Here is a 20,144-nt window from a genome sequence, read left to right on the forward strand (position 1 = left end):
GCCCTGCGGGCCCCTCACCCTCCCTGGAGCAGACATGACCAGCAGTGACCCGGACGTCATCCGCCGGCAGATCGAGGAGACGCGGCGCGAGCTCAGCTACGACGTCGACGCCCTCAACGAGAAGGTCAACCCGGCGCGCGTCGTCGACCGGCGCATGGCCTCGGCCAAGGGCCGCTTCGCCAACGTCAAGGACCGCGTCATGGGCTCCGCCCACGACACCCGGTCCTCGGCCCGCGGCACCACGCAGAACGCGCTGAGCTCGGTGCAGGGCACCGCGCACGACGCGGTCGGCTCGGTGCAGGGCGCGGCCAGCAGCGCGGCCGGCACCGTGCAGGACGCCGCCTCGCAGGCCGCCCACGCCGTCCAGCAGGCCCCGGACGCGGTGGTCCGCCAGACGCAGGGCAACCCGCTCGCGGCCGGGCTCATCGCCTTCGGCGTCGGCTGGCTGGTCTCCAGCCTGCTGCCGGCCTCGCAGAAGGAGCAGCAGCTGGCCCAGCAGGCCGAGGCGGCCCTGCGCGAGCACAAGGACCAGCTCCTCGCCCCGGCCAAGCAGGCCGCGCAGGAGGTCGGCGAGCAGCTCAAGCCGGCCGCCCAGCACGCCGTCGAGGAGGTCAAGGGCACCGCCCAGGACGCCGCCCAGACGGTGAAGAGCGAGGGCCAGTCGGCCGCGCAGGACGTGCAGGGCCAGGCCCAGCAGTCCCGCGAGTCGGTGCAGAGCCAGGCCAGCGGCAGCTGACCACCGCACTCCCCGCACTCCCTGCAGCGCCCCGCCGGGTCCTCCCGGCGGGGCGCTGCCGCGTCCGGGGCTCCCCCCGCCCGGGTGAGCGACCGGCGGCCGGCTGCACCGCCGCGCCGTCCCGGCCGATCCCTCCCCCGTGACGACGGCGACCGCCCCCGACGCCGCGCGGCTGCGCGCGCTCGAGGCCCGGGTCGCGGAGCTCGAGGCGGAGCGGGCCACGCTGACCGCGCTGGTCGACGCCCGCGGCGAGGAGCTGGCGGTCGCCGCCCGCATGCTGCGCGCCCGCGCCGCCACGATGACCGGCGTCGTCGACGCGATCACCCGCCAGTCGGTGGTGGGCACCGACCTCGACGGCGTCGTGCGGGTGTGGAACCCCGGCGCCGAGCGGCTGCTGGGCGTGCCGCGCGCCGCGGTGGTGCGCCGCCGCCGGATCACCGACTTCCACGACCCCGCCGAGCTCGGCGGCCGGGGGCTCGACGCGCTGGTGCGCACCGCCGCCGAGTGCGGCAGCGACATCCGCGACTGGACCTACGTGGCCGCCGACGGCACCCGCCGCACCGTCTCGGTCGCGGTCACCCCGCGCTCCGACGGCAGCGGCCCCGGCGGCGGGCAGGACGGCTGGACCTTCGTCGGCACCGACATGACCGAGGTGCGCGCGGCCGAGCGGCTCAAGGACCAGTTCGTCGCGCTGGTCAGCCACGAGCTGCGCACCCCGCTGTCCTCGGTGCTCGGCTACCTGGAGCTCGTGCTGGACGACCCCGACCTCGGTGCCGGCACCCGCCGGCATCTCGGCACGGTGCAGCGCAACGCCGCCCGGCTCGAGCGCCTGGTCGGCGACCTGCTGTTCACCGCCCAGGTCGAGGCCGGCCGGTTCGCGCTCACCCCGGGCGAGGTCGACCTGGCCGCGCTGCTGCGCGCCGCCGGCGAGTCCGCGCAGGTGACCGCGGACGGCGCCGGGGTGACGCTCGCGGTGACCGCGCCGGCGTCCGGGCCGGTCGTGCCCGGCGACGCGCTGCGGCTCGGCCAGGCCGTCGACAACCTGGTGTCCAACGCGGTGAAGTTCACGCCCCGCGGCGGGCGGGTGGAGCTCGGGCTCGGCGCCGTGGGGAGTCCCGCGGGCGGCGAGGTCTCGATCGAGGTCCGCGACACCGGCGTCGGCATCCCCGGCGCGGAGCGGGCCGGCCTCGGCACGCGCTTCACCCGCGCGACCACCGCGGTGCGCGCCGGGGTGCCCGGCGTGGGGCTCGGGCTGTCCATCACGCACGCCATCGCGGCGGCGCACGGAGGGCGGCTGGAGCTGGCCAGTACGGAGGGGCGCGGCACGACCGCGACGCTGGTCCTGCCGCGCTGAGCACACCGTCCTGCGCCGGTCGTGCGGGGGTCCCGCGGAGGACCTGCGCGGGCGGTGGCAGGCTGATGATCGTGAGCACCACGCAGGACGGCGACACGGCGCGGAGGACCCCGGGCCCCGACGGCGAGCTGCCGGCCCGGCTGCTGGCCTTCCTCGACGACGCCCCCGCGCCGGACCTGCCCGCGGCCGACCCGGTGCTGGTGCGGCGGCTGCGCGCCCGCGCCACCGGCTGCGCCGGCACCCGCGTGGTGCCCGAGCCGCGGCGCGGTCAGGCCACCAGCCGGTAGCCCACCCCGCGCACGGTCCGGATCTCGGCGGCGGACAGCCCCGCGGCGGAGAGCTTGCGCCTCAGGTTCGACATGTGCGCCTCGACCAGGCGCAGGCTCCCGGCCCAGTCGGTGCGCCACACCTCGCGCAGCAGCGTCTCGCGCTGCAGCACGCGGCCCGGCCGCGACGCGAGCGCGGCGAGCAGGTCGAACTCGGTGCGGGTGAGGGCGACCGGCGCGCCGTCGACGCGCACCTCGCGGGTGTCCTCGTCGACCTCCAGGTCGGCGAGCCGCACGACGGCGTCCTCGGGGACCGGCACCACCGCCGCGGCCGCGGGCCGGCGCAGCAGGGCCTGCACCCGCGCCACCAGCTCACGCGGGGAGAACGGCTTGGCCATGTAACCGTCGGCGCCCACCGCGAGGCCCACGAGCAGGTCGACCTCCTCGGCCCGCGCGGTCAGCATGAGGACGTAGCAGCCGCTCTCGGCGCGCAGCTGCCGGCACACCTCCGTGCCGTCGCCGTCGGGCAGCCCGAGGTCGAGGACGACGAGGTCGGGCGCCGACCGGCGCACCTCCGCCAGGCACTCGGTACCCGAGCCGACGGCGCGGACGTCGAGCCCGGCCCGCTCGAGCACCGTGACCACGAGCTCGCGGATCTCCTCGGTGTCCTCCACGACGAGCACCGACTGCGCGCCCACCGCGCCTCCCGTCCCGGCGGCCCCGGTGGCCGCCCCGGGGGAGCAACGGCGGCGGCGCCGCCCGTCTCCACCCGGGCCGGGGCCGCCTCACCCGGGCGGGGTGGCGTCAGGCGGGTGGCGCCGGACGGGTGGGCTCAGACGAAGGCGCTCACCCCGGTCAGCGCACGCCCGACGATCAGGCTGTTGATCTCGCGGGTGCCCTCGTAGGAGTACAGGGCCTCGGCGTCGGCGAAGTACCGCACGACGTCGTTCTCCAGCAGGATCCCGTTGCCGCCGAACAGCTCGCGGGCGAGGGCCACGGTCTCGCGGGCCCGGCCGGTGACGAACGCCTTGGCCAGCGCGGCCTGCTCGTCGCGGAACACGCCCTCCTCCTGCAGCTGGGACACCCGCACCGCCATGCCGAGGCTCGCGGTCACGTTGCCGGCCATGCGGGCGAGCAGGTCCTGGATCAGCTGGAAGCCCGCGATCGGCCGGCCGAACTGCTGGCGCTCCTTGGCGTAGGCGATGGCCGCCTCGAACGCGCCCATCTGGCAGCCCACCGCCGACCAGGCGACGCCGCCGCGGGTCAGCTTGAGCACCCGGTTGACGTCCTTGAAGGAGTTGCCGTGCTCGAGCTTGTTCTCCGCCGGCACCCGGCAGCCCTCGAAGACGATGTCGGCGTTCTGCACGGTGCGCAGCGCGTACTTGCCCTCCATCTTCGTGGGCGTGAACCCGGGGGTGCCCTTCTCGACCACGAAGGTCTTCACCGAGTCGTCGGCGACGTCGCGGGCGAACACGACGACGACGTCGGCGATGGTGCCGTTGCCGATCCACCGCTTGGCGCCGTCGATCACCCAGCCGTCGCCGTCGCGGCGGGCGGTGGTCTCCAGCCCGCGGGCGACGTCGGACCCGCCGTGCGGCTCGGTGAGCGCGAAGGCGCCGACCGTGTCCAGCGCCACCATGTCGGGCACCCAGCGGGCGCGCTGCTCGTCGGAGCCCAGCAGCACGATCGAGCCCATCGACAGGCCGTTGTGCACGCCGAGGAAGGTGGCCATCGACGGGTCGACGCGGGCGGTCTCCAGGGCGATGAAGCCGGTGAACAGCCGCGACGCCCGCGGCCGGTGCTCCAGGTCGTAGCTGCGCCCGACCATCCCCTCCTCGGCGAAGCGCGGCACGAGGTCCAGCGGGAACTCCGAGGACGCCCAGGCGTCGTTGACCCGCGGGCGGACCTCCTCGTCGAGGAAACGCCGGATGCCCGCCAGCTCCTTGCGCTCGTCGTCGTCCAGCAGCGTCTCGTAGCCGTACAGGTCGCCGGTCAGCGCGCCGGTCGTGTCGTCGCTCATCGCAGGGGTCCTCCCGTCGGTGGGTGCCCCCTCCCCTACCCGGGACGGCGCAACTCCATCGCGGCCGTCGGGAACGGCGCGGTGGGCGCCTCCGCCGTCGCGGTGACCGCGAACCCGCGCCGCCCCGCCGCCTCCGTGACGGCCGCCCGCACGCGCTCCCGGTCCTCCGGGCGCATGACGGAGAACCCGAGGACCACCCGCCCGCCGGGGGCCAGCACCCGCGCGAGGACGTCCCACTCCGGCGCCGGGGGCGTCCAGAACGCCCGGACGTCGACGGCGACCGCGGCGTCGAAGCGCTCCCCGGCGAGGTCGGCGTCGAGCAGCGGGACGGCGTGCGCCCGCACCCGGCCGGCGTCGACCGCCGCCCGGTTGCGCCGGGTCGTGGCGGCGGCCATCCGCGCCGACCGGTCGACGGCGACCACCGTCCCGTCCCCGACCGCGGCGGCGAGCTCCGTCACCAGGACGCCCGCGCCGCAGCCGACCTCCAGCACCCGCTCCCCCGGCGCCGCCGCCACCACGCCGGCGACGAACGCCAGGCGGTCCGAGGCGCGGGCGGTCACGCGGGCGTCGTCTCAGGCGTGGGCCTGGCCGGTGGACGCGCTGGTGCCGCCGTCGACGGGCAGCACCGCGCCGGTGACGTAGCGGGCGCCCTCGCTCGCGAGGAAGAGCACCGCGGGCGCGATGTCCTCCGGCTCGCCGATGCGGCCGAGCGGGACGCGGTTGACGTGCGGCGCGAGGGAGGCCTCGTCGCGCGGGACGTCCGCGTTGATCTCGGTGAACGTGAAGGCGGGGGCGACGGCGTTGAGCCGCACGCCGCGACCGCCCCAGTCCAGCGCCAGCGACTGCACGAAGACGGTCACCGCCGCCTTGGACGCGTTGTAGGCGGCCTGTCCCCAGTCGCCGCGCAGGCCGGAGACCGAGGAGACGGCGACGAGGTTGCCGCGCGACTCCGCCAGCACCGGCAGCGCGGCCTTGGCCAGGTGGAAGAAGGCGTCGACGTTGGTGGCGCGCAGGTGCTCCCAGGCGTCGTCGGCGAGGTCGGTGAGCTCTCCGCTCTCGTACGCGGCGGCGTTGCTCACCACGACGTCGATGCGGCCGAACCGGTCGACGACGTCGGCGACGAGCTGCCGCACCTGCGCGGGGTCGGAGACGTCGGCCGGGAGGGCCGCGGCGCGGTCCGCCGGGACGCCCTCCAGCGCCGCCTCCAGTTTCTCCCGCCTGCGGCCCGTGACCGCGACGGTGGCGCCGGCGTCGAGGAAGGCGCGGGTGATGGCCAGGCCGATGCCGGAGCCGCCCCCGGTGACGAGGACGACGGAGCCGGTGAAGTCGAACGAGGAGGTCGCCATGGCCTGCTCCTCCCCCGCTCCGGGCACGCGGAACCCCGGATCAGCCCAGCGCGTCGGTGAGGACCGCCACGAGCCGCCCGACCTCGCCCGGGTCCGGCGCGTGGTCCGGGTTGACCTCGGTGACGCACAGCCCGCGGAACCCGCTCGCCGCGCACAGCCGGCGCAGCACCGCGGCGACGTCGTCGAGCGGCAGTCCCCGCCCGTGGTCGGGCACGTCCGCCAGTGGCAGGTCGAGGAACTCGACGACGTCGACGTCGAGGTGCACGAGGAAGCCGTCGGGCCCGTCGACGGCCGCGGCGGCCCGTGCGGCGGAACCCTCCGGGTCGGCCGCGACCGCGCCGGCCGGGATCGCCCGCAGGCCGATCCGGCCGGCCGTCGTGGCGTCCGGCTCGGCAGCCCGCACGCCGACCGCGACGACGTCGTCCACCGCGAGCAGCGGGCGGGCCGTGCCGGCGGCGAGCAGGCCGGGGTCACACCCGGGCAGCGCGAGGACGTGCGCCAGCGCCATGGAGTCCGCGACGCCGGTGGGGTTGTCGGCCGGCGTGCGCAGGTCGACCCCGCCGTCGACGTAGACCAGGCCCGGACGCAGCCCGGCCGCGCGGGCGCCGGCGACGAGCCCGACCGTGGTCGTGCACTCCCCGCCGACGACCACCGGCAGCCGCCCCGCCGCCAGGGATCCGGCGACCGCGTCCCGCACCGCGACGAGGCCGGCGGTGACGCGCCCGGCATCGCGCACCCGGCTCTCGGGGGCCCGGCCCGCCGCCCAGCGCGCCGGGGCGAACAGCTCGCGCACCGCCACCTCCCGGGTGCGGGCCAGCGCCGCGGGCAGGCCGGCCTCCGCCAGCGCCGCCCAGGACCGCTCCTGCCCGGGCCAGTGCGCGGCCGCGCTCGACGGGGCGGCCAGCAGGTCGAGCGCGCTCATGCCGCGGTCCTACCGCGGGGCGCCGACAGGACCGGTCGCGGTTGACACGTGACATCGAGCGGTGTCACATGGAGGCGTGTCCGGTCCGACCGCCCTCGCCACCGACGGGCTGAGCCTCGTGGCCACCGCCGGCTTCTCCGTCCCCGCGGCGCTCCTGGTCGCGGGCGTGGTCGCTGCCGTGGTGCGCGACCGGCGGCTGGCCGCCCGGGAGCGGGCGACGCCCGACGGCGCGCACGGGCGCCCGGAGCCGCTCAGTCCCCCGCGAGCGCCCGGAGCTCCGCCTCGACCGCCGCGCTGACCGCCGCCGCCATCTCGGTGCGGAAGCTGGCCAGCAGCGCCTGCGCGGCCGCCGGCTGGAGGCGGGACATCACGTCGCCCACCCGGTCGAGCTGCTCGGGCGGCGACGCGGACTCGACCAGGGAGCGCCAGCCGGTCTCGAGGAACATCCCGACGTAGGTGGCGGCGATCTCGCGCACCAGCTCGATCACCCGCGCCTGCGCCGTGATGAGCGCCGACGGCGGCACGCCGAGCTGCATGACCTGCAGGCCGGCGGTCAGCAGCGACGGGTCGGTGACCCGCAGCCGGTCGCCGTCGAGCCGCTCGACCAGGCCGAGGCGGACCAGCTCCTCGACGGTGGCCGGGTCGATCGGCACGCCGGCCCGCGCCGTGAGCTCCCCGGCGGTGGTGTCCTCGGGCTCCGGCGGCAGCCAGGGCGCGAGCAGCGCCCGGTGCAGCGCCAGCGACGCCGATCCGCCGATGGCCGGGGCGGTCGCCAGGGTGCGCTCGATGACGGCGAGCGAGTAGCCCTCGGCGAGCATCTCGCGGACCAGCAGCAGCCGGGCGACGTGCTCGGGGCCGTAGTAGCCGGTGCGCCCGACCAGCCGCGGCGGCGGCAGCAGGCCGCGCGCGGCGTAGGCGCGCACGTTGCGCACCGTGATGCCGACCCGCGCGGCGAGCTCGTCGACCGTGAACTCCCGGTCGCCGTCGTCCGCACCGGGGGTCTGCTCCTGTGCCTCCATCAGGACGGCATCGTAACGGGATCCACATGTGTCACTTGCCGATGTAACGTCAAACGGTGTCTCATAGGGCCGTGATGTCCATGGGACCAGCGTTGCTCGCCGTGGAGGACCGTCCCGCCGGAGGGGCCGCCCTCGGTGAGGTCGCGCTCGCCACCGCCCTCGGTGCCGGCCTGATGGCCGCCCTGCTCGCCCTCGTGTGGGCCCACCGCACGCGGCGCACGACCGTGCTCGCCCGCGCCGGCGACGCGCTCGGCCGCGCCACCCACGTCCCCGGCTGGGTGGCCCTGCCCACCGTCCTCACCACCGCGTCGCTGCTCGTCGCGCTGCTCGGGATGCTCTGGGACATCGCGCTGCACATCGGCGTCGGCCGCGACGAGGGGCCGCTGGCCAACCCGGCCCACTACCTCATCCTGTTCGGCCTGTTCGGCGTCTTCGCCGGCGGCGTGCTCGCCTGCTCGATGCCGCTCGGCGGGCGCCCCGGCCCGGCCGCCGTCCGCTTCGTGCGCGGCTGGGACGTGCCGGTCGGCGGCGTCCTGCTCACCGCGTCGGGCTCCTACGCGCTGCTCGGCTTCCCCCTCGACGACGTCTGGCACCGCCTGTTCGGCCAGGACGTGACGCTGTGGGGTCCCACCCACCTGATGCTCATCGGCGGGCCCGGCCTGTCGATCGTCGGACTGCTGGTGCTGGAGATGGAGGGCCGCGGGAGCCCGTCCACCGACGACGGCGACCGGCGGGCCGGCGACCGCGCCCGGTTCGTGCGCCGGGCCTCGGCGATGGGCGGCCTGCTGCTCGGCCTGTCGGTGTTCCAGGGCGAGTTCGACTTCGACGTCCCGCAGTTCCGCCTGGTGCTCGAGCCGTTCATGGTCGCCGCGGCCGCCGGCGCCGCGCTGGTCGCCGCCCGGCTCTGGATGGGCCGCGGGGGCGCGCTGGCCGCCGCCGTGTTCTTCCTCGCCGTCCGCAGCACGATCGCCGTCCTCGTCGGCCCGGTGTTCGGCGAGATCACGCCGACGTTCCCGCTGTACCTGGGCTCGGCGCTGCTGGTCGAGCTGCTCGCGCTGGCCTGGCCGCCCACCCGCCGCCCGCTCGCCTTCGGCGCCGTCGCGGGCGTGCTGGTCGGCACCGCGGGCACCCTCGTCGAGGCGCTGTGGACCGGCCTGACCCGGGTGCTGGAGTGGAACGGCGACGTCCTGGTCGAGGGCACGCTGATGGCCGTCGTCGGCGGGGTCGCCGGCGGCCTGCTCGGCGCCCTGCTCGCGCTGGGCCTGCGCCGGCGGCTGCCGCGTCCCGCCGTCGCCCGGGGCGTGCTGGCGCTCGCGCTGGCCGCGATCGCCGGCGGGGTGGCCAACGGCCTGGTCGCCACGGTGCCGGGCGACCTGCGGGCCACCTTCGCCGTCGACGAGGTCACCGCCGACCCGCGCACCGCCGACGTCACCGTGACGCTCGATCCGGCCGGCGCCCTCGACGACCCGGCCTGGGTGCAGATCACCGCCTGGCAGGGCCAGGGCCTGGTGGTCACCGACCTCGAGCGCACCGGACCCGGGCGGTACCGCACCACCGAGCCCGTGCCGGTCGACGACGACTGGAAGACGCTGCTGCGCCTGCACGACGGCCGGGTGCTCGCCGCGGTGCCGGTCCACCTGCCCGAGGACCCGGCGATCCCGGCGGAGCAGGTCCCCGCCACCGACGGCGTGACGCGGTCGGCGGTCCCGGAGATCGACGTCCTGCAGCGCGAGCTGACGGCCTCCGGCGGCGGGCTGTGGGCCGCGGCCAACCTGGTGGTGCTCGCCTGCACGCTCGGGGTGGTCGGGGCGATCTCCTGGGGCGTCGGGCGGTACGCGCGCCGCGGCGGCCCCGGCGGGCGCCTCCCCGGTCTACCCGTCGACGGCCCTGTCGCGGCCGGCGTGGGCGGCCGGTGATGCGCCGCGCCCTCCCGCTCGCCGGCGCCGTGCTCGCCCTCGTCCTGAGCGGGTGCGCGGGGACGGCCCCCGCGGAGGCGGGCACCCCGTCGTCGGCTCCGTCGACCTCCTCGTCCGCCCCGTCGTCGGGCTCCTCGTCCGCTGCGCCCTCCTCCCCCGCCGTCCGGGCGGTCGCCGTCGAGGTGGCCGGCGGGCGGGTCACCGGCGACACCGGCCGGGTGGTCGTGGCCGCCGGCGAGCGGGTGGCGCTCACCGTCACCAGCGACGTCGCCGACGAGCTGCACCTGCACGGCTACGACGTCACCGCCGACCTCGCGCCGGGCACGCCCGCGACGGTGGAGTTCACCGCCGATCTCCCCGGCGTGTTCGAGGCGGAGCTGCACGGATCGGGCACGGTGCTGCTGTCGCTGCAGGTCGGGTGAGCGTCCTCGCCCACGGGGTGGGGTCGCGCACCGACCTGCCCCTCCCCCTGGGCCTGGCCCTCTACGGCGCGGGCGCGGCCATCCTGGTCAGCTTCGCCGTGCTGCTGCTCCTGTGGCGCCGGCCGCGACTCGGCGGCGCGCACTCGGGGCACCCCCTGCCGCCCCGGGTGCAGCGCGCGGCCGCCAGCGCGCCGCTGCGCCGGGGCCTGCAGGCGCTCGCGCTCGCCGTCGCCGTCGTCGTGCTGCTCGTGGCCCTGGCCGGTCCGGAGGAGACCGACCGCAACCTCGCGCCCTGGGCGCTGTACGTGACGGCCTGGGTGGGCCTGGTGCCGGCGAGCCTGCTGCTCGGGCCGGTGTGGCGGGTGCTCAACCCGCTGCGGCTGCTGTCGCGCGCGCTGCGCCCGCTCACCGGCCCGCCGCGGGGCGCCGCCCGGCTGCCCGCGCTCGGGCTGTGGCCCGCGGCGGTCTCGCTGCTGGTCTTCGTCTGGCTGGAGCTGGTGTTCCCCGGCCGGGCGGAGCCGGTCACCGTGGGGGTGTTCCTGCTCGCGTACGCGGTCGTGCACCTGGCCGCGGCCGCGTGGTTCGGCGAGGGCTGGTTCGCCCGCGGCGACGGCTTCGAGGCCTGGTCGACGCTGCTCGCCCGGCTGTCCGTGGTCGCCCGCCGCGACGACGGCGTGGTCGTCGCCCGGTCGCCGCTGGCGAACGCGATGTCCACGCCCGACGAGCGCGGGCTGGCCGCCGTCGTCGTGGTGCTGCTCGGCTCCACCGGCTTCGACGGGCTGTCGCGGACCGTGTGGTGGCAGACCGGCGCCGGCGCGGCCGGCGACACGCTGTCGGGCACGCTCGGGCTGGCCGCCTGCACGGCCGTCGTCGCCGTCCTGTACCTGTTGGGCACGCGGCTGTCGGGGCGGCTGGGCGGGCTGCCGCTGGGCCCGCAGCCCCGGCTCTACGCCGCCACGGTGGTGCCGATCGCCGTCGGCTACACCGTGGCGCACTACTGCTCGCTGCTGCTCCTCGACGGGCAGACGACGTGGATCCTCGCCAGCGACCCGTTCGGCACCGGCGCCGACCTGTTCGGGACGGCGGCGAACGTGGTCGACCTGCGCGCGGTCGGCCCCGACCTCATCGCCTGGGTGCAGGTGGGCGCCGTCGTGCTCGGCCACGTCCTCGGCGTGGTGCTCGCCCACGAGAAGGCGCTGCGGGTGGCGCCCCGGGCCCCGGCGTCGGACCAGCTGCCGCTCGTGCTGGTCATGGTGGCGTTCACCCTCGCCGGGCTCGGCCTGCTGTTCGGCTTCTGAGGCGCGCCCCGCTCAGCCCCGCTGGCGCCGGCGCCGCCCGGCGAAGGCCTGCTTGACCCGCCGCCAGCGGTTGGGCGTGTGCTCGGCGTCGAGCAGCTCGGTCTCGGCGAGGAAGCGCTCGACCGGGTCGAGCTCCGGCGGCTCGAAGGGCACCAGCGAGCGGCCGGTGGGCCGCATCAGGGCGTCGATCGCGCGTACGAGCGAGCCGCCGTGCTCCTCGACCGCCTCGGCCACCCGCTCCGGCTCGACGCCGAGGTGCTCGCCGAGCAGGCGGTGGCGCAGGCCGAGCACCGCCGCCCGCAGCTCCTCCTCGCGCGGCTCGCCGGTGCGGGCCTCGATCGACACGTCGCACTCGGTGTCCAGGCCCATGGACCGGTTGTTGAGGTTGGACGAGCCGATCCGCAGCAGCCGGTCGTCGAGGCAGGTCACCTTGGCGTGCACGTAGATCGGCCGGCGCCCCTCGGCCACCGGCACCAGCAGCCGGAAGCGGTCGTACCGGTCGGCCTCGCGCACCAGCTCGAGCAGCTTGGCGCGGGCGGTGTCCATCGACTTCACCTCCAGCCAGCTGTCGGCCGTCAGCGGGTTGAGGACGACGAACTCCGGCCCGTCCTCCTCCCCCAGCCGGTCGGCGATGGCCTCGGCGATGCGGCGGTTGGCGAAGTACTGGGTCTCGATGTAGACGGTGCGCCGGGCGGCGGCGATCACCGCCAGCCACAGCAGCTCGATCTCGTGCACCAGCTCCGCGCCGCCGTGCTCGGGGCGGGTGCGGGAGATGGCCACGTCGACGTCGGTGAGGAAGGTCTCGGCACCCTCGGGCCAGCACGCCTCGACGTCCTCCACCGGGTCGAGGTGCTCGCCGGTGCCGCTCTCCCACCGCTCGCGGGCGAGGTCGCCGAGCGCACGCGCGGCCGGGCCCGAGACCAGGCTCGTGACGTCGTGCCACGGCCCGCGCAGCCGCGTGGAGTGCGGCCGGTGCCGCAGCGGGTGCCGGTCGCGGTGCTCGGAGGTGTCCCAGCGGTCGGCGGTGACGTCGATGCCGCCGGCGAAGGCCAGGCAGTCGTCGATGACGACGATCTTCTGGTGGTGCGCGCCGCCGAGCGGGTGGTGGGTGTCGACGGCGAACCGCAGGCGGTCGGGCGTGCGCCGGTTGAGCAGCACGATCGGGGCCATGCGCCGGTTGAGCGCCACGACCATCCCGAGGTCCCACTGCAGGACGCCGATCTCCAGGCGCGGGTTGGCGGCCACCGCCTGCTCCAGCACGTGGCCCAGGCGGTCCTCGCGCGGCCGGCCGGGGGTGCGCGGGTCCATCCGGATGCGGGGGTCGAAGTCCCAGCCGATGAACAGCACCCGGCGCTCGGCGGCCAGCACGGCGCGCTTGAGGGTGGCGAAGTAGTCGGCCGCGTCCACGAAGACGGCGTGCCGGTCGGCCCGCTCGATGCGCCAGCAGGTCTCCCCGGGCACGAGCAGCGTGTCGTCGGTGGGGCGCGGGACGGGCTCGGTCCGGGGCGCCGGGACGGCGGGGGCGCGGGAGGTCGTCCCGGCGGCGTCGGCGCTCTCGATCACCCCGGCAGTGTCCCCGCCTGCGCAAGCACCGTGCCCGGCGCCTCGCCGGACCGGGTGACGGCGGCGCCGGGACGTGACGCCGACGCCGGCGTCGGCGAGCGCACGGGTGTGACGCTTGACACCGGACGCGTCCCTCACTCGACTACGCGGCAGTGGACGCCCGTCCGCCCCGTCGCCCCGAGAGGACGTCATGACAGCTCCCCCCGTGCACACGACCGGCCCGTCCGCACCCGCGGTCACCGTCGACGTGCTGGTCGTGGGGTCGGGACCGGCAGGCGCCTCGGCGGTGCTGTTCCTGGCCACCTACGGCGTCTCGACGCTCCTGGTCACCAAGTACGCCCGGCTGTCCGACACGCCCCGTGCGCACATCACCAACCAGCGCACGATGGAGGCGATGCGGGACGTGGGCCTCGAGGAGCGGCTCCTGCGCGAGGCGACCCCCTGGGAGTACATGGGCAACACGACGTTCTGCACCAGCCTGGCCGGCGAGGAACTGGGCCGCATCCCGTCCTGGGGCACGGACACCGTGCGGCACGCCGACTACGAGCTGCAGAGCCCGACCTCGATGCTGGACGCGCCGCAGACGATCACCGAGCCGGTCCTCGTCCAGGCGGCGCAGGAGCGCGGCGCCCGCGTGCGCTTCGACACCGAGTACCTCTCCCACGTGCAGGACGACGACGGGGTCACCACCACCGTCCGCGACCGGCTCACCGGCGCCGAGTACGCCATCCGGTCCCGGTACCTCGTCGGCGCGGACGGCGCGCGCAGCACGGTGGCCGCCGACCTGGACCTCCCGTTCGAGGGGCCGGGCGCCGTCGCCGGCACGCTGAGCATCGTCTTCGAGGCGGACCTGTCGCGGTTCGTCGCGCACCGGCCCTCCGTCCTCTACTGGATGCTCCAGCCCGGAGCCGAGCGCGAGGGCGTCGGCCTCGGCGTGCTCCGCATGATCAGGCCCTGGGACGAGTGGATGCTCATGTGGGGCTACGAGATGGCGGCCGGGCCTCCCGACCTCACCGACGACGTCGTCCGCGAGCTCGCGGTCGCGCTCGTCGGGACCGACGACTTCGAGATGCGGGTGAAGTCGCGCTCCCCGTGGACGGTCAACCACCACTACGCCACCCGGCTCGCCGAGGGACGCGTCTTCTGCGTGGGCGACGCGGTCCACCGTCACCCGCCCACGAACGGCCTGGGCTCCAACACCTCCATCCAGGACTCCTACAACCTGGCCTGGAAGCTGGCCCACGTGCTGTCGGGTGCGGCGTCCCCGGCACTCCTGGAGTCCTACGACGCCGAGCGGGCCCCCGTCGCCCGCCAGATCGTCGAGCGTGCCAACCAGAGCATCGCGGACACCGGGAAGATCCTCGCCGCGCTGGACCTGTCCGACACCACGGACGTCGCGAAGCTCGAGGCGCAACTGGCCCTGCGCAAGGCCCCGGGGCCGGAGGGCGAGAAGGTGCGCGCGGCGCTGCGCGAGGCGATCGCCTACAAGGCGTACGAGTTCGACGCCCACGGGGTCGAGCACAACCACCGGTACGCCTCGTCCGCCGTCGTCCCCGACGGCACGCCGATGCCGGAGTTCCGGCGTGACCCGGAGCTGTACGCCCAGCCCACCACCTGGCCCGGCGCCAAGCTGCCGCACACCTGGGTCACGCGCGACGGCCGCCGGGTGTCCACCCTCGACCTCGTGGGGCACGGCCGGTTCAGCGTGGTCACCGGCATCGGCGGGAGGGCGTGGCTCGACGCCGCCCGGGTCCTCGGGTCGGACCTCGGCCTGGAGGTCACCCCGGTCTCGATCGGTCCCGGGGAGGAGTTCGAGGACCCCTACGGGACCTGGGCCGACCTGCGGGAGATCGAGGACGGCGGCGTGCTGCTCGTGCGTCCGGACGGCTACGTCGCGGCCCGGTCCCCGTCCTCGCCCTCCTCGGCCGACGACGCGCTCGGGTGGTTGCGCGGTGCGCTGACCGCGGTCCTCCGCCCCGACGCCGCCTGAGGTACCGGCCGGAGGCCGGCGCACAGGGAACGGCACAGGGCGTCCTCCCTCGGGAGGGCGCCCTGTGTCGTCCGGTGGGGATCTGAGGGTGCTTACTAAGAACGATTCTCGTTTGCGATAGGTTCACGGCCTTCGATCCCGACCCGAGGAGCCCCCGTGAACCGCTCGCGCCTCCGACGCGCCCCCGCCCTGGCCGCCGCACTCCCCCTCGCCCTGGTGGTGGGTTGCGCCTCCGCCGACACCGGCCGACCGGCCGCCGCCCCCTCGTCCACCGGCGACGGGCACGAGGCCGAGGACGCCTCGGCTCTCGAGGTGGGGGCCAACGCCCCGCGGCTGGCGATCACCTACGACGGCGGCGTCCAGGTCCTCGACGCCGCGACCCTGGAGGTCCTGGCCGACGAGCCGCTGCCCGGGTTCAGCCGGCTCAACCCGGCCGGCGACGGCCGGCACCTGCTGGTCTCGACCCAGGGCGGCTTCCGCGCCCTCGACGCCGGCGCCTGGGCCGAGCCGCACGGGGACCACGCGCACTACTACACCGCCGACCCCCGGCTCACCGACGTCGTGTTCCCGGCCGAGGAGCCCGGCCACGTGGTGACGCACGCCGGCCGCACCGTGCTCTTCGACGACGGCACCGGCGACGTCACCGCGTTCGACAGCGCCGACGTCTCTCGTCCCGACCGGGAGACGCGCGAGTTCAGCACGCCGTCGGCGCACCACGGCGTCGCCGTCGAGCTCGCGGACGGCCGGGTGCTCGTCTCCGACGGCACCGAGGACGAGCGCTCCGGGGTCCGCGTGCTGGACGCCGGCGGGCAGGAGATCGCCGCCCGCGACGACTGCCCGAACGTGCACGGCGAGACCGTCGCGGCCGGCGAGGCGGTCGTCGTCGGCTGCGAGGACGGTGCCGTCCTGTACGCCGGGGGCCGGCTCACCAAGATCGACAGCCCGGACGAGTACGGCCGCATCGGCAACCAGTTCGGCACCGGGACCTCGCCCGTCGTGCTCGGCGACTACGAGCGCAGCGCGGAGGACCGCTCCAGCACGGTCGCGCTGATCGACACCACGACGGCCTCGCTGCGCCTGGTCGACCTCCCCGCGCCCTACTGGTACCGCTCCTTCGGCCGCGGACCCGGCGACGAGGGACTGGTCCTGACCTACGACGGCGCGCTGCAGGTCATCGACCCCGCCAGCGGCACGATCACCCGCTCCATCCCCGTCACGGCACCCTGGGAGGAGTCGGAGGACTGGCAGGACCCGCACCCCCAGGTCTTCGTGGTCGACGGCATGGCCTACGTGACCGAGCCCGCCAGCCGGCAGATCCACGCGGTGGACGTCGAGGGCGGTGCGGTCTGGAGGAGCGCGCCGCTGGACGTGACGCCGAACGAGCTGCGCGGCGTCTCCGGTGACGTCGAGGGCGAGCACGCCGAGTGAGCGGGCACCGCGCCCGCGCCGTCGCGGCCGGGCTCGCCGCGGTCGCCCTGGCCGGCTGCACCGACGCTGCGGCGCGGGACGGGAACGGCACGGTGGACGTCGTCACGACGTCCTACCCGCTGCAGTGGGTGATCGAGCAGGTCGCCGGCCCGGACGTCGCCGTCACCAACCTCGTGCCACCCGGCGGGGACACGCACGGGTTCGAGCCCGCCCCGGCCCAGGTCGTCGAGCTGGCCGAGGCCGACCTGGTGGTGCACCTGTCCGGCGGCCTGCAGCCCGGCGTCGACGCGGTGCTCGAGCAGCAGCCGCCGGCGCACCTGGTGGACGTCGCCGACTTGGCGGACCTCGACGGCGACCCCCACTTCTGGCTCGACCCGCTCCGGCTGGCCGACGTCGCCCGGGACGTCGGCGCGGTGCTGGCCGAGCTCGACGTCGCAGCGGCGGAGGACGTCGCGGCCCGGGTCGCGGAGGTGGAGTCCACCCTGGCGGCCCTCGACGAGGAGTACGCCACGGCCCTCGCCGGCTGCCGCGGGGCCACGCTGGTGACCGGGCACGAGGCCTACGGCTACCTGGCCGACCGCCACGGCCTGCGGCAGCTGGGCGTCGCCGGCATCGACCCGGCGGTGGAGCCCTCGCCGGTCCGGCTGCGGGAGGTGGCGGAGACGGTCCGGGAGGCGGGCGTGCGCACGGTCTTCTTCGACGCCGTCGCCTCGCCGGCGACGGCGGCCGCCCTGGCCGACGACCTCGGCATGACCACCGACGTGCTCGACCCGATCGAACGCGTCACGCCCCCCGACGACTACCTCGACCGGATGCGCGACAACCTGGCGGCACTGCAGCGGGGACTGGCCTGCGGGGGATGACGGCGGACTCCCCGCACCGGCGGGGAGTCCGCTGACGCCCGGTGCGACGGGGCCGACCGGGACCGGATGCGATCCAGGCCGTTCCCCGTGGGGGAACGGCCTGGGTCGTCGGGGTGGAGCCGAGGAGACACGAGCCGACCTCGCGATCCGCCCGTGTCGCCGCTCCGAGCAGGGCGCTCACGTCATCGGTCACCGTCGGCCGTGGACGGCCGGGATGGGCCTTCGTCGACGCTTCTGCGGACCGGATGCGGACCACGGCGCACGGCCGGGCACCGGCGATGGTCCGGTCGCGCTGGTTCGACGGGTCCGGCGCGGGGAACGACTCGGCGGAGGCTGCCGACCGGGACGGGGACATGGACGAGGAGCTCTGGCCACGACGGCCACGTCCTGAGGCCGCGGGACGCCACTTCGAAGCCGAGATCTCCCACCTCGCGGAGCTGCGCTCCGTGCGCGCCGGGTTGCGGGCGTGGGTGGCCGGCGAACTCCGCCGGGCCGGCGCCGACGGAGTGGTCCTCGACGACCTCGTCGTCGCTGTGGACGAGCTGGCCTCGAACGGACTCCGGCACGGTCGGGCGCCGGTGCTGGTGCGCGCGGTCCGGACGGCGGAGTCGCTGCTCCTGGACGTCAGCGACGGGGATCCGCAGCACGCGCCCGTGCCGGCCATCGGCCGTGATCCCGCACGCGGAGGCATGGGGCTGCGCATGGTCGCGCACCTGACCGTCGACCGCGGCTGGACCGTCGCGGGCCACCGCAAGCACGTGTGGGCCCGCTTCCCCACCGGCTGAGTCGAGGGGGCGCCGGCCCGTCGGGGAGTCGGCCGGTCCGCCGCTCAGGCGTCCCCGCGTCGTGCGGGCCGAGCCGACGACGCCCGTGCGACGTCGGCCCCGTGTGCGCTGTCGCTGCGGCGTGGCGGGCCGCCGTACCAGTCCAGGCAGACCAGCGTCGCGTCGTCGCGGAGGTCACCGCCGGTCGCGCGCAGCACCGCCGCGCCCAGCTCCTGTACGACCTCCCGCGGGTGCAGGTCGGTGGTGTGGCGCAACGCCGCCGCCACGTCGAGGACGGCGGCGTTGCGCTCCTGCATGCCGTCGGTGAGGAACACGATCCGGTCCCCCGGCTCCAGGGGGAGGCGCTGCACCTGGAACGACCTGCCGGGCACCACGCCGAAGGGCGGCTCGATCTCCAGTGCCAGGTCCTGCACGCGGCCGTTGCGCACCAGCAGCGGGAACGGGTGCCCGGCATTGACGATCTCAGCGGTGCCGGCCGCCAGGTCCACGCGGACCAGCTGCCCGGTGACGAACCGCCCGACGTCTGCGTTGTCCGCGAGCGCGTCGTTGGCGTACCGGGCCTGCGCATGGAGGGACAAGCCCCTGCGGCGCGCGTTGCGCAGGGCCCCGACAAGCAGGGTGGCGAGCAGCGCGGCCTCGACCTCGTGGCCGACGGCGTCGGTGATCGACACGTGCAGCGCGTCGTCGTTGAGCGTGAAGTCGAAGGTGTCACCGCCCACCGAGGCAGCGGGCTCCAGCCAGCCGGCGAGGGTGAACTGCCCGGCTTCGCAGGTGTACGAGGCAGGCAGCAGCCTGCGCTGGATCTCCGCCGCCAGGGAGAACGGTGTGGTGCGCTGGCCCCACTCGAAGACGTCGGTGTAGCGGCGAGCGGCGATGACGACGTAGGCCAGCGCGTGGGCGGCCGCGGCGACCTCGGCGATCGACGCCGGCCCCGGCTCTCCGGGCAGGACCAGTTCCAGCAGTCCGATCGCGTCCCCGCGGTCGCTGACCGGCGCGATCACCCGGGCCCCGTCGTCGAGCGGCTGCACGTCGACCTCCTGGCTGCGCAGCACCCGCTCGTAGACGGTGCCGGCCATCGGCACCGTCTCCGCCCGCGCCCCGGCCTGGGCCCGTGCGCCTCCGGCACCGACAGGTCCCGTCGTGAGACGCACGACGGCGCGGCCGCTGAAGTCGGCGATGAGGAAGGTCAGCTCGCGCGCCCCGAGTCTCTGCGCCAACGTCTCCGCTGCTGCCGCGACGGCCTGGCTGGGGGCGCGCCCCTCGAACCCGGCGAGCAGCGTGCCGATGTCCAGACCGGCGACGGGCGAGGTCGGCATGGAGGGACTGTAGGACGGGCGCGTCTCACTACTCGGTGGGCACCTCGCCGGTGCGGACCAGGTGTTCGGCGATGTCCCTGACCTTCCGGTTGGCGTGCATGGACGCCCCGGCGAGCATCTCCCACGCCTGATCAGGCGTGATCCTGAACCGCTCGACGAGGATGCCCTTCGCCTGGTCGATGACCGCCCGCGAGTCGAGCGCGGTCCGCAGGTTCTCGGCCGTGCGGCGGGCGCTGTCGTAGGCGTGCAGGTTCGAGGCGGCCATCGCCGCGCACGGGCCGAAGTGGGACGCGGCCGCGCGGGCGTCGTCGTCGAAGGCGTACGCCTGCCGGGCGTAGATGTCGAGGGCGCCGGAGACCTGCTCGTCGACGTCGATCGACAGCGGTACGGAGAAGGAGCTGAGGGCGCCACGTTCGGCCGCCCGGGGCATGTAGTCCGGCCAACGGCTGTCGTTCCGGGTGTCGGCGACGTGGACCGGTGCGCCGGTACGTGCGGCGTGCAGGCAGGGCCCGTGGTCGCGCTCGTCCTGCGCCTCGTCCACGTCGACGGCCAACTGGCCGGTGGAGACCACGGTGGTCGGGCGGTCTCTGACCAGGAGCGACACCGACGTCTCGGTGTCGCCGGGCATCACCGACCTGGCCAGGTCGGCCACGGTCTGCAGCAGGTCGTCCATCGACAGCCCTCGCAGGGACAGCCTGGCCAGGTGCTCGAGCGCCTGCGCGACGTCCGCGGGACGAGGGGCATGGCTGCTGGGCATGGCGCGGCTCCGGTCTCACTGCACCGGGGCGGATGACCTCGGCCACGGAATCCGAACTGGAGTCCATGCTGGCTCGGCACGCCGTGGTCGGACGCACACCGGCGTGCGGTGGTCGCCACGTCCACGCCCAGCCTACGCACGTC

19 protein-coding genes are annotated in these 20,144 nt (G+C 75.9%); 10 read left to right on the top strand and 9 right to left on the bottom strand.

The genetic code is table 11. The annotated features are described in order from the left end of the window. Positions 1 to 34 precede the first annotated feature (34 nt). The 3 genes from ACI78R_RS02440 (at position 35) to ACI78R_RS02450 (ending at position 2,377) form a co-directional block, all read left to right on the top strand. Positions 35 to 736, top strand: a complete 702-nt coding sequence (locus tag ACI78R_RS02440) for a DUF3618 domain-containing protein (protein ID WP_073418982.1) — start codon at positions 35 to 37, stop codon at positions 734 to 736. A 139-nt stretch (positions 737 to 875) separates the two neighbouring features. Next, on the top strand, positions 876 to 2,090 hold the full coding sequence (locus ACI78R_RS02445; RefSeq protein ID WP_457039536.1) for an ATP-binding protein: 1,215 nt from the start codon (positions 876 to 878) through the stop codon (positions 2,088 to 2,090). A 71-nt stretch (positions 2,091 to 2,161) separates the two neighbouring features. Continuing rightward, on the top strand, positions 2,162 to 2,377 hold the full coding sequence (locus tag ACI78R_RS02450) for a hypothetical protein (RefSeq protein WP_139252819.1): 216 nt from the start codon (positions 2,162 to 2,164) through the stop codon (positions 2,375 to 2,377). Here ACI78R_RS02450 and ACI78R_RS02455 read toward each other — a convergent pair. The 6 genes from ACI78R_RS02455 to ACI78R_RS02480 form a co-directional block, all read right to left on the bottom strand. After that, the gene (locus tag ACI78R_RS02455; RefSeq protein WP_457039537.1) at positions 2,359 to 3,054 is read right to left on the bottom strand and encodes a response regulator; all 696 of its coding nucleotides are present in this window, start codon (positions 3,052 to 3,054) and stop codon (positions 2,359 to 2,361) included. The two genes, ACI78R_RS02450 and ACI78R_RS02455, sit on opposite strands and share 19 nt — an antisense overlap. A gap of 134 nt (positions 3,055 to 3,188) precedes the next feature. Next, on the bottom strand, positions 3,189 to 4,376 hold the full coding sequence (locus ACI78R_RS02460) for an acyl-CoA dehydrogenase family protein (RefSeq protein ID WP_073418978.1): 1,188 nt from the start codon (positions 4,374 to 4,376) through the stop codon (positions 3,189 to 3,191). Between the two features lie 35 nt (positions 4,377 to 4,411). Then, entirely contained in the window at positions 4,412 to 4,936 is a 525-nt protein-coding gene (locus tag ACI78R_RS02465) for a methyltransferase domain-containing protein (RefSeq protein ID WP_457039538.1), read from the bottom strand. A gap of 12 nt (positions 4,937 to 4,948) precedes the next feature. Continuing rightward, entirely contained in the window at positions 4,949 to 5,722 is a 774-nt protein-coding gene (locus ACI78R_RS02470) for a meso-2,3-butanediol dehydrogenase (protein ID WP_073418976.1), read from the bottom strand. A gap of 40 nt (positions 5,723 to 5,762) precedes the next feature. Continuing rightward, positions 5,763 to 6,644 (bottom strand): arginase family protein, encoded by an 882-nt coding sequence (locus ACI78R_RS02475; protein WP_457039539.1) that lies wholly within the window; start codon positions 6,642 to 6,644, stop codon positions 5,763 to 5,765. 251 nt (positions 6,645 to 6,895) lie between these two features. After that, positions 6,896 to 7,663 carry a MerR family transcriptional regulator gene (locus tag ACI78R_RS02480; protein WP_073418973.1) on the bottom strand — a complete coding sequence of 256 codons (768 nt, stop codon included), beginning with the start codon at positions 7,661 to 7,663 and terminating at the stop codon, positions 6,896 to 6,898. Positions 7,664 to 7,764: 101 nt separating this feature from the next. Here ACI78R_RS02480 and ACI78R_RS02485 point away from each other — a divergent pair, with 101 nt between their 5' ends. The 3 genes from ACI78R_RS02485 to ACI78R_RS02495 are packed head-to-tail and all read left to right on the top strand — an operon-like array spanning position 7,765 to position 11,299. Beyond that, entirely contained in the window at positions 7,765 to 9,579 is a 1,815-nt protein-coding gene (locus ACI78R_RS02485) for a hypothetical protein (protein WP_457039540.1), read from the top strand. Further along, complete coding sequence (locus tag ACI78R_RS02490) at positions 9,579 to 10,001, top strand: hypothetical protein (RefSeq protein WP_457039541.1); 423 nt, start codon at positions 9,579 to 9,581, stop codon at positions 9,999 to 10,001. The genes ACI78R_RS02485 and ACI78R_RS02490 overlap by 1 nt, the downstream gene beginning before the upstream one ends. Beyond that, positions 9,998 to 11,299, top strand: coding sequence for a hypothetical protein (locus ACI78R_RS02495; RefSeq protein ID WP_457039542.1), 1,302 nt, complete (start codon positions 9,998 to 10,000; stop codon positions 11,297 to 11,299). Before ACI78R_RS02490 ends, ACI78R_RS02495 begins: the two co-directional genes overlap by 4 nt. 12 nt (positions 11,300 to 11,311) lie before the next feature. On the opposite strand, the gene ACI78R_RS02500 is transcribed toward ACI78R_RS02495, so the two are convergent. Continuing rightward, a complete protein-coding gene (locus tag ACI78R_RS02500; RefSeq protein ID WP_457039543.1) occupies positions 11,312 to 12,862 on the bottom strand; it encodes a phospholipase D-like domain-containing protein in 1,551 nt (516 codons plus the stop codon). Between the two features lie 190 nt (positions 12,863 to 13,052). Here ACI78R_RS02500 and ACI78R_RS02505 point away from each other — a divergent pair, with 190 nt between their 5' ends. The 4 genes from ACI78R_RS02505 to ACI78R_RS02520 all read left to right on the top strand — a co-directional run bounded on the left by ACI78R_RS02505 (position 13,053) and on the right by ACI78R_RS02520 (position 17,928). Beyond that, entirely contained in the window at positions 13,053 to 14,852 is a 1,800-nt protein-coding gene (locus tag ACI78R_RS02505; RefSeq protein WP_457039544.1) for an FAD-dependent oxidoreductase, read from the top strand. A gap of 156 nt (positions 14,853 to 15,008) precedes the next feature. Next, entirely contained in the window at positions 15,009 to 16,280 is a 1,272-nt protein-coding gene (aztD, locus tag ACI78R_RS02510; RefSeq protein ID WP_457039545.1) for a zinc metallochaperone AztD, read from the top strand. Further along, positions 16,277 to 17,143, top strand: coding sequence for a metal ABC transporter substrate-binding protein (locus ACI78R_RS02515; protein WP_457039546.1), 867 nt, complete (start codon positions 16,277 to 16,279; stop codon positions 17,141 to 17,143). The genes aztD and ACI78R_RS02515 overlap by 4 nt, the downstream gene beginning before the upstream one ends. Before the next feature lie 353 nt (positions 17,144 to 17,496). Further along, positions 17,497 to 17,928, top strand: a complete 432-nt coding sequence (locus ACI78R_RS02520) for an ATP-binding protein (protein ID WP_457039547.1) — start codon at positions 17,497 to 17,499, stop codon at positions 17,926 to 17,928. Between the two features lie 44 nt (positions 17,929 to 17,972). Here ACI78R_RS02520 and ACI78R_RS02525 read toward each other — a convergent pair whose 3' ends face one another. Continuing rightward, on the bottom strand, positions 17,973 to 19,244 hold the full coding sequence (locus tag ACI78R_RS02525) for a PP2C family protein-serine/threonine phosphatase (RefSeq protein ID WP_457039548.1): 1,272 nt from the start codon (positions 19,242 to 19,244) through the stop codon (positions 17,973 to 17,975). Between the two features lie 28 nt (positions 19,245 to 19,272). Then, entirely contained in the window at positions 19,273 to 20,001 is a 729-nt protein-coding gene (locus ACI78R_RS02530; RefSeq protein ID WP_457039549.1) for an ANTAR domain-containing protein, read from the bottom strand. Between the last annotated feature and the right edge of the window lie 143 nt (positions 20,002 to 20,144).

The sequence above is a fragment of the Geodermatophilus sp. SYSU D01106 genome (genome assembly GCF_054049995.1).

Bases quoted from the DNA above. Each gene is read 5' to 3' on its own strand.
- ACI78R_RS02440 (WP_073418982.1), top strand. From the start codon at position 35: ATGACCAGCAGTGACCCGGACGTCATCCGCCGGCAGATCGAGGAGACG.
- ACI78R_RS02460 (WP_073418978.1), bottom strand. From the start codon at position 4,376: ATGAGCGACGACACGACCGGCGCGCTGACCGGCGACCTGTACGGCTAC.
- ACI78R_RS02470 (WP_073418976.1), bottom strand. From the start codon at position 5,722: ATGGCGACCTCCTCGTTCGACTTCACCGGCTCCGTCGTCCTCGTCACC.
- ACI78R_RS02475 (WP_457039539.1), bottom strand. From the start codon at position 6,644: ATGAGCGCGCTCGACCTGCTGGCCGCCCCGTCGAGCGCGGCCGCGCAC.
- ACI78R_RS02480 (WP_073418973.1), bottom strand. From the start codon at position 7,663: ATGGAGGCACAGGAGCAGACCCCCGGTGCGGACGACGGCGACCGGGAG.
- ACI78R_RS02490 (WP_457039541.1), top strand. From the start codon at position 9,579: ATGCGCCGCGCCCTCCCGCTCGCCGGCGCCGTGCTCGCCCTCGTCCTG.
- ACI78R_RS02505 (WP_457039544.1), top strand. From the start codon at position 13,053: ATGACAGCTCCCCCCGTGCACACGACCGGCCCGTCCGCACCCGCGGTC.
- ACI78R_RS02520 (WP_457039547.1), top strand. From the start codon at position 17,497: ATGGACGAGGAGCTCTGGCCACGACGGCCACGTCCTGAGGCCGCGGGA.
- ACI78R_RS02525 (WP_457039548.1), bottom strand. From the start codon at position 19,244: ATGCCGACCTCGCCCGTCGCCGGTCTGGACATCGGCACGCTGCTCGCC.
- ACI78R_RS02530 (WP_457039549.1), bottom strand. From the start codon at position 20,001: ATGCCCAGCAGCCATGCCCCTCGTCCCGCGGACGTCGCGCAGGCGCTC.